This window comes from Microcystis sp. M44BS1 (assembly GCF_020244875.1).
Classification (GTDB): Bacteria; Cyanobacteriota; Cyanobacteriia; order Cyanobacteriales; family Microcystaceae; genus Microcystis; species Microcystis panniformis.
The window spans coordinates 1-5,910 of record NZ_JADBVM010000260.1 but is presented as its reverse complement, the minus strand read 5'-3'; the positions used below and the strand labels follow the sequence as shown (position 1 = coordinate 5,910).

The 5,910-nt window shown below is 47.6% G+C and carries 7 protein-coding genes; 1 reads left to right on the top strand and 6 read right to left on the bottom strand.

Annotation, left to right across the window (positions count from 1 at the left end; genetic code table 11):
* From IM515_RS20155 to IM515_RS20135, 6 genes are all read right to left on the bottom strand, one after another.
* A partial coding sequence (locus IM515_RS20155) for an IS1634 family transposase N-terminal domain-related protein (RefSeq protein WP_502881980.1) occupies positions 1 to 489 on the bottom strand: 489 nt, incomplete at its 3' end.
* Positions 490 to 557: 68 nt separating this feature from the next.
* Positions 558 to 710, bottom strand: coding sequence for a transposase-like zinc-binding domain-containing protein (locus IM515_RS26180; RefSeq protein WP_441338664.1), 153 nt, complete (start codon positions 708 to 710; stop codon positions 558 to 560).
* A 130-nt stretch (positions 711 to 840) separates the two neighbouring features.
* Positions 841 to 1,932: a D-alanine--D-alanine ligase family protein gene (locus tag IM515_RS20150; protein ID WP_193960200.1), complete on the bottom strand. Its 1,092-nt coding sequence runs from the start codon at positions 1,930 to 1,932 to the stop codon at positions 841 to 843.
* Positions 1,933 to 1,935: 3 nt separating this feature from the next.
* Positions 1,936 to 3,348 (bottom strand): ATP-grasp domain-containing protein, encoded by a 1,413-nt coding sequence (locus tag IM515_RS20145; RefSeq protein ID WP_287627807.1) that lies wholly within the window; start codon positions 3,346 to 3,348, stop codon positions 1,936 to 1,938.
* Between the two features lie 25 nt (positions 3,349 to 3,373).
* Positions 3,374 to 4,177, bottom strand: coding sequence for an O-methyltransferase (locus IM515_RS20140; protein WP_002741116.1), 804 nt, complete (start codon positions 4,175 to 4,177; stop codon positions 3,374 to 3,376).
* Positions 4,174 to 5,406, bottom strand: coding sequence for a sedoheptulose 7-phosphate cyclase (locus IM515_RS20135; RefSeq protein WP_287627805.1), 1,233 nt, complete (start codon positions 5,404 to 5,406; stop codon positions 4,174 to 4,176). Before IM515_RS20135 ends, IM515_RS20140 begins: the two co-directional genes overlap by 4 nt.
* 147 nt (positions 5,407 to 5,553) lie before the next feature.
* Here IM515_RS20135 and IM515_RS20130 point away from each other — a divergent pair, with 147 nt between their 5' ends.
* Positions 5,554 to 5,748, top strand: coding sequence for a hypothetical protein (locus IM515_RS20130; RefSeq protein WP_441338663.1), 195 nt, complete (start codon positions 5,554 to 5,556; stop codon positions 5,746 to 5,748).
* Positions 5,749 to 5,910: the final 162 nt, after the last annotated feature.

Here is a 5,910-nt window from a genome sequence, read left to right as displayed (position 1 = left end):
CTTCTCAATTTTCTCTTGTTTTTCTAATAACCAATCTAAGGCGTTATATAATTCGTCTTCATCGGCTTTCTCTAAGTCTAACAATTGTCCTAAACTCTGACTGCCAGTCTCACTATTAAACCCTCTCGCTGTGGCTAGTTTTGATTTAGGATTGATGATTCTTGCCACAATCATCGCCACCACTAAGTTTCTGATTCGTGAGGATTGTTCACTGATTATTTTATCTAAACCTAATTTTTTAATCGTCTCTAAAATAGCCATTACATGACCAGGAGGAAGACTTCTAATCACTTCAAAATGATTGGGAATGCTTTCAGTCATGGACAGTGTTGCCCCTTTAAGAGCCAGTTTCAGATTGTCGATAATATCATCGGGTAATTTTGAGAGATTAGCCAGGGTTCTTTTTTTGACTTGATCTCCTTCTCGGTAGGACTCCCGAAGAAGAACGGCGGGGGGGGAATTACGGTTAGGAACTTTTTCTATGTACATGACCTACCATTCTAGCAAATGGAGAGAATTCTTGTCCATTAAGAAATGTTACAAATTACATGGGTACATTAAGAAATGTTAAGGGGTGTATCCATTGATGGATAAGGGTTTTCGGCTATTATGGTATATATGTATGGGGGAAGTTCAGGTATATAGTTTTGTTTTTGACCACGATGACCATTTTTATTGATGTGGTCACTTTGACATTCTGGACATTTCATCGTTTTTTTTCCTTGATTGAGTTTCTATCTATTTTGCCTTCTCATCTCTTTATCTGACAACGCCGTTTGAAACGCTTGCTTGGCAATGCTTTGGGAATTTCATGGCTATTTCGGCAACCCGAATGTCCTGCTAAGAATAAGTTTCGGCTTTTGTGTCAATCTGCGCTATCTTTGGGCGATCGCCGAAAGTTCCAGCCTTTCCCGCCACTGCCATCTGCACCATATTTTGAAACAGGTCTGTCAATGAAATTCCAGCAGCCTGAGCCATCATTGAAATGACGCTTTTCTGAGCAAACGAACAATACAAACCTGCTTCTAAAAACCACGGCTGTCCGTGTGGATCGATCCGAAAATCAAACAAACTGTAATGCCGACAGCCCAAAGCAACGTGACATTGTTTTGCGAGCGCCCAAACTCGCTGAGTCACTGGATCGCTAGGATCAACAATCCAAGCCTTGGTTTTCTCTTTAGCAGCACAATCCAAACTACCATCTTCATTTTGCTTGAGTTTATCTGCATAAGTCCGAATCGGATGAGTTTCGGGATTCACGGCGTACTCTTCTAGCGGCAAGCAAACTAACTCGCCCGCTTGCACAATCACCCCACAGCGAACTTCTCGACCCAGTTCGATAAACTCCTCAACTAAGACTTCATCTGCATACTCAAAGGCAGTTGCTAAAGCAGCATTTCCATCGGTTGTCTCGGTAACTAAACTCAAACCCAATGAATTATCGGAATGGTTCGGCTTAATAATCGACGGACGGGATACAGATAAGCAATCGCCTCGATGCAGAACCTTGCCAGCGGGCACGGTCACCCCGGCTGCGGAGACAACCGCTTTCGCCTTTGCCTTATCTGCGGCTAACGCCATTAGCGCAGCCGAATTTCCCACATACGGAATTTTGAGCAGATCGAATAGCGCACGGTACTGAGTCATTCCGGGCAGGCAGAACATTTGGGGTACCATCACATCGATCTGAAGTTGAATTAAAACCGCGACCGCTTCAGGGACTGAAACTGAGGGAGTCTGGGCGATCTCGGCATTGTCTAAAGATTTGGGAAACCGCCACCTCAAATCTGGCGACACGTAGGCAATGTGGAACTCATAGAGGTCTGGATTCGCCGTATTTTGTAGACAATCTTGGGCATAGAGTCGCGACAACTCACAGTAAAAATCGCTCACAGCAGAGCCAACTAGATGCAAAATCTGCAATTTTTCCATGCTCTAGTCTCCTCCCAGTTCAACAAGCTTGCCAATGTTGAAGTCAATCCGAATCCATTCACTGCCGCGCCGAAAACTTCCCAGCAGTAATAGCGGAATCTGCCAATGATGCACCATTAAAAAAGGGAGGGGATCGTCCCACTCAAAGATGGCATCTTTGCCGTTGACGAGAATCTGTAATCGTTGCCTGAGCATCTTTGGAGAAAGTAGCTGGGTTAGCAATCTCCAAACTTCGTGATAAGTCCAATAGGTTGGGCGGCTAGAGGCAAGTGGCTGAGCCATCTGGGGGAGTGGATGTAGATTTAGATAAGCCTGTGCTACATCAGGATGGTTGTAGAACATCGTGATGGCAGAGTGTGTGCGCGGATTGCATTCGATCGCATAAACCTGTCCATCATCTGCTGCCTGAATGAAGTCGAAAGACACTTGTCCCGTAAGGTTCAGCCCCTTGACAAAGGCGAGAATCCACCGTTCAATCTCAGAATGATCAACGTGTTCGTAGTTGACCTGAAACGCTGAAGACTTGCAGCAGCAGTGAAGCTGCACGTGTCCTTGACGAACAGTACTATGGGTACAATATTCTTGCCCTGGAATATACTCCTGCATAATCCAGGGATTTGCTTCAGAAATGGGCAGCGATCGCACAAAAGTCGCCGTTTCCTCAGCATCTCGTAGGGGCAACTGCGTCAGATCCAATCGCCGCACTGAATCGTAAGGAATGCTTTTGAGGATATAGGGACGCTTTGCCTTACTAAAATCAAAGTCAATCACCTGCTGAGGATGGGTGATGCGATGGGATTTTGGCACGCTTAACCCTAGGGTTCCTGCGGCGATCGCAAAGGCGTACTTATCATCCAGTTGCTTGAGCCTCTCTACATCCACATGCATGACGGTGCAATGGGGCGCCAGCATTTCGGCAATCAGCGCATCATAATAACTGGCAACGGGGCTACAAACGGGAACGTAAACAGTAACGTTTTCTTTTTGCACAATCTCCAGTAATGCCTGAGCATACTGGGACGATTGCGGTTTGGGTATGGTGTAGAACCGATCAACGCACCGAGAAAAGCGGTGTCCGGTTAACCAGTACTTGTGCATCTCCACTAGGATGACTCGGTGCCCTGCTTTGTGAAATGATCGCGCAAGCTGCAAGGCTTTAGTCATCTTGCCGCCGCTAATGAGAACCGTTTGCGGATTGACTGTGGTTGAACGCAAAGCGCTCGCTACGCGAGATCGCGCCGGGCGAAGAACTAGCGATCTCAGCAAAGCAATCGACACGAGGGTAAGGTTGAACGGCAATGCCAGCAGCAGCAAAGTAAGAGTGGCAAGGGTTTTTAAGCGCGATCTCACCCCGATGCTGCCCGCACTGACCGCTGGCTCTGAGAGAAGCTTAACCTTGGGAGCGGTTTTTATCATAGGTTTGAGTGGGCGGATTAATGGACTACATACGCCGAATCAAGGTCAAGCCGTCTCGCAGAGGTAGCAGGACTTGCTCAACTCGTGGATCGTGGCTCAGGGTTTGGTTGAACTGTGCGATCGCCTTGCCATTGGGCGTAGGCGTTTCCGAGAGATAGGGCTGCCCCTGCATCAAAGTATTGTCCGCACAGATTAAGCCGTTTGGAGCTAACAGCGAGGTAGTCAGGAGCAGATTGAGGTAGTCGATGTAACCTGCTTTATCGGCATCAATAAAGACTAGATCGAACACCTCTCCTGCCTCTGCAAGCTGCTTAAGGGTTTCAAGAGCAGGCGCCACCTTGACTACGATTTTGTGTCCGGCCGTCGACTCGTTAAAACACTGCCGCGCAAATTCAGCCACATAAGCATCAACCTCACAAGCCACGACCTGTCCATCGCTGGGCAATGCCTCTGCCATCGCTAGAGCCGAATAGCCCGTAAACAGGCCAATCTCTAGCACCCGTTGCGCTTGCGTCAAATGCACCAGAAATTTGAGCATTTGACCTTCCACATGCCCAGAGAGCATTTCCTGCTCTAGCTGGCGCACTGTTTCACCATCCGTAAATCGCTTGCTCCAGTCCTCCGCTTGAGTCCGTTGCACCAAGGCAGCCAAGGCAGGCGATTCGGGTGTCGTACAAACATCCAAATACGGGTCGAGTCCGCAAGCTAGGGCACAGACTTGCTGCAATTCAGCTTTGAAAACGGGATCAAGCCCATCGATCGACTCGGCGCGACCGACCAAGGCTGCTAACTTCGCTGAGATAATTCCAACGGGCGTAACGGGTCTCATACGCCTGCTCCCTCTAAGGCTGGATCGAGGCGCACGTACATATCCTCACCATTGCCCTGACGAGGATAGTTTTGAGCGATCGCTCGGTGAACCGCTAAGGCCTTGTCCAACTCAGATCGCGTTAGGTCGTTCATAAACACGCACTGCCCAATCGGGCGGGGAGCCGCTGCTCGCTGCAAACCATCGCGAGTCCGCGTAATTGCTTCGGTCGCTTTCCACAGGAGTTCTGGGGTGAGATAGGGGCTATCGATCGCCAGCCCCAATCGGCTCATTAAGCCTAAAATGCGATTGCGGTCTTCAACCGAAATATAGCGGCGCAACTGGGCGATCGTCGCCGTAAATGCCATATCAATGTTGACGCTATGACCGTGCAACATCGGTGGTTCTGGCGTTAATTCTAGCGTCGGACTCCAGGTATGACCGTAAGCAATCACTCGATCTAAATCTAGCTCATGCAGGTTGGGCACCTCTAGCTCTAACATGACTTGAATTGCCTTGTAAGTCAGACGGTGCCCCACAGCTTGCAACTCAGGGGTGCCATTCAGATAGCCAAAACGGCTGTGCATCAATGCCGCACCATGTTCTTCTAGCAGCTCAAAGATTTCTTGATTGCCCACAACTGCAATCTTGATTAACTCTGCCATTCCGTTGCGAATTTGATCGATCGGCAAAGTTCCCAAAAATGAGAAATCAAGAATCACCTTTTGAGAGGCATGATACGCACCAAGACGATTCTTTAGTTTGCCGTGATTGACAGCAACCTTAATCGCCACGCTAGCATCAATCAAGCCAATCAAGCTTGTGGGCACGCGAATGTAGTTGGTTTTGCGACGATAGGCAGAACAAGCAAACCCAGCAACATCGGTCGTGAGTCCGCCACCCACAACCAAAACAGGCTCCTTACGCACCAGTCCAAAGTCGGCAAACGCATCGACAATCTTCTCGAAAGTTCTCAGAGTCTTTTCAGGCTCTTTGATGCTGACTTGAAAAACAGTCAAATCGATTTGATAGTGAGCGAAGTACCGATCGATCTGCTGGCGATACAAACCGTAAACAGTTTGATCAATCACCATCAAGCAGCGTCTGAATGGTGCATAACTTTCGGCAATTTCGGGATTCCCAATTTTGAAAGCACCGTTTACATAGAGCAAACTGAAATCAATTTTTTCGTAGCCTTCAATATGAAAGGCACAATCTGTAGACGTAAAAGTAGCCCTGATGCCTGCCATAAGGTTTCATTCTGAGATTCTGTTACAAAGGTAACAGAATCTCAGAATTTATTCAACATCTCCTGGCAATTATGTTTTGCCCTAGTGGTCTGTCAAAGCAAAAGTGACGGATAATAGGGAATACAAATCAACAGAATCCCAGAAGCAATGCCCGCCAAACGATATCTGATCTCTCTGAGTGATGAGGAACGCCAAACTTTAGAACAACTGACAACTAAAGGAAAAGCCTCAGCCCGTAAAATTAATCATGCTCGTATCTTGCTCAAAGCCAATCTCAATCAAGAGTCCGATCGCTATCGCTGTAGGGTGCGTTCCCTAATGTGGCTCCCACTGCTCCACTGATCGATTTTTGGGGAACGCACCATAGACATCTCCAAAAATTTATAAGTCAGTCACAGCAAGGAAGAGAGGCAGATTAGACCAAGAGTCAAAATTAGCTCTCAAAACCGATTAATCAGGGTTTAAAGAGACAAAATCCAATTTTGACGGAAAACTATGGCTAAT

Bases quoted from the DNA above. Each gene is read 5' to 3' on its own strand.
- IM515_RS26180 (WP_441338664.1), bottom strand. From the start codon at position 710: ATGAAATGTCCAGAATGTCAAAGTGACCACATCAATAAAAATGGTCAT.
- IM515_RS20130 (WP_441338663.1), top strand. From the start codon at position 5,554: ATGCCCGCCAAACGATATCTGATCTCTCTGAGTGATGAGGAACGCCAA.
- IM515_RS20145 (WP_287627807.1), bottom strand. From the start codon at position 3,348: ATGATAAAAACCGCTCCCAAGGTTAAGCTTCTCTCAGAGCCAGCGGTC.
- IM515_RS20135 (WP_287627805.1), bottom strand. From the start codon at position 5,406: ATGGCAGGCATCAGGGCTACTTTTACGTCTACAGATTGTGCCTTTCAT.
- IM515_RS20140 (WP_002741116.1), bottom strand. From the start codon at position 4,177: ATGAGACCCGTTACGCCCGTTGGAATTATCTCAGCGAAGTTAGCAGCC.
- IM515_RS20150 (WP_193960200.1), bottom strand. From the start codon at position 1,932: ATGGAAAAATTGCAGATTTTGCATCTAGTTGGCTCTGCTGTGAGCGAT.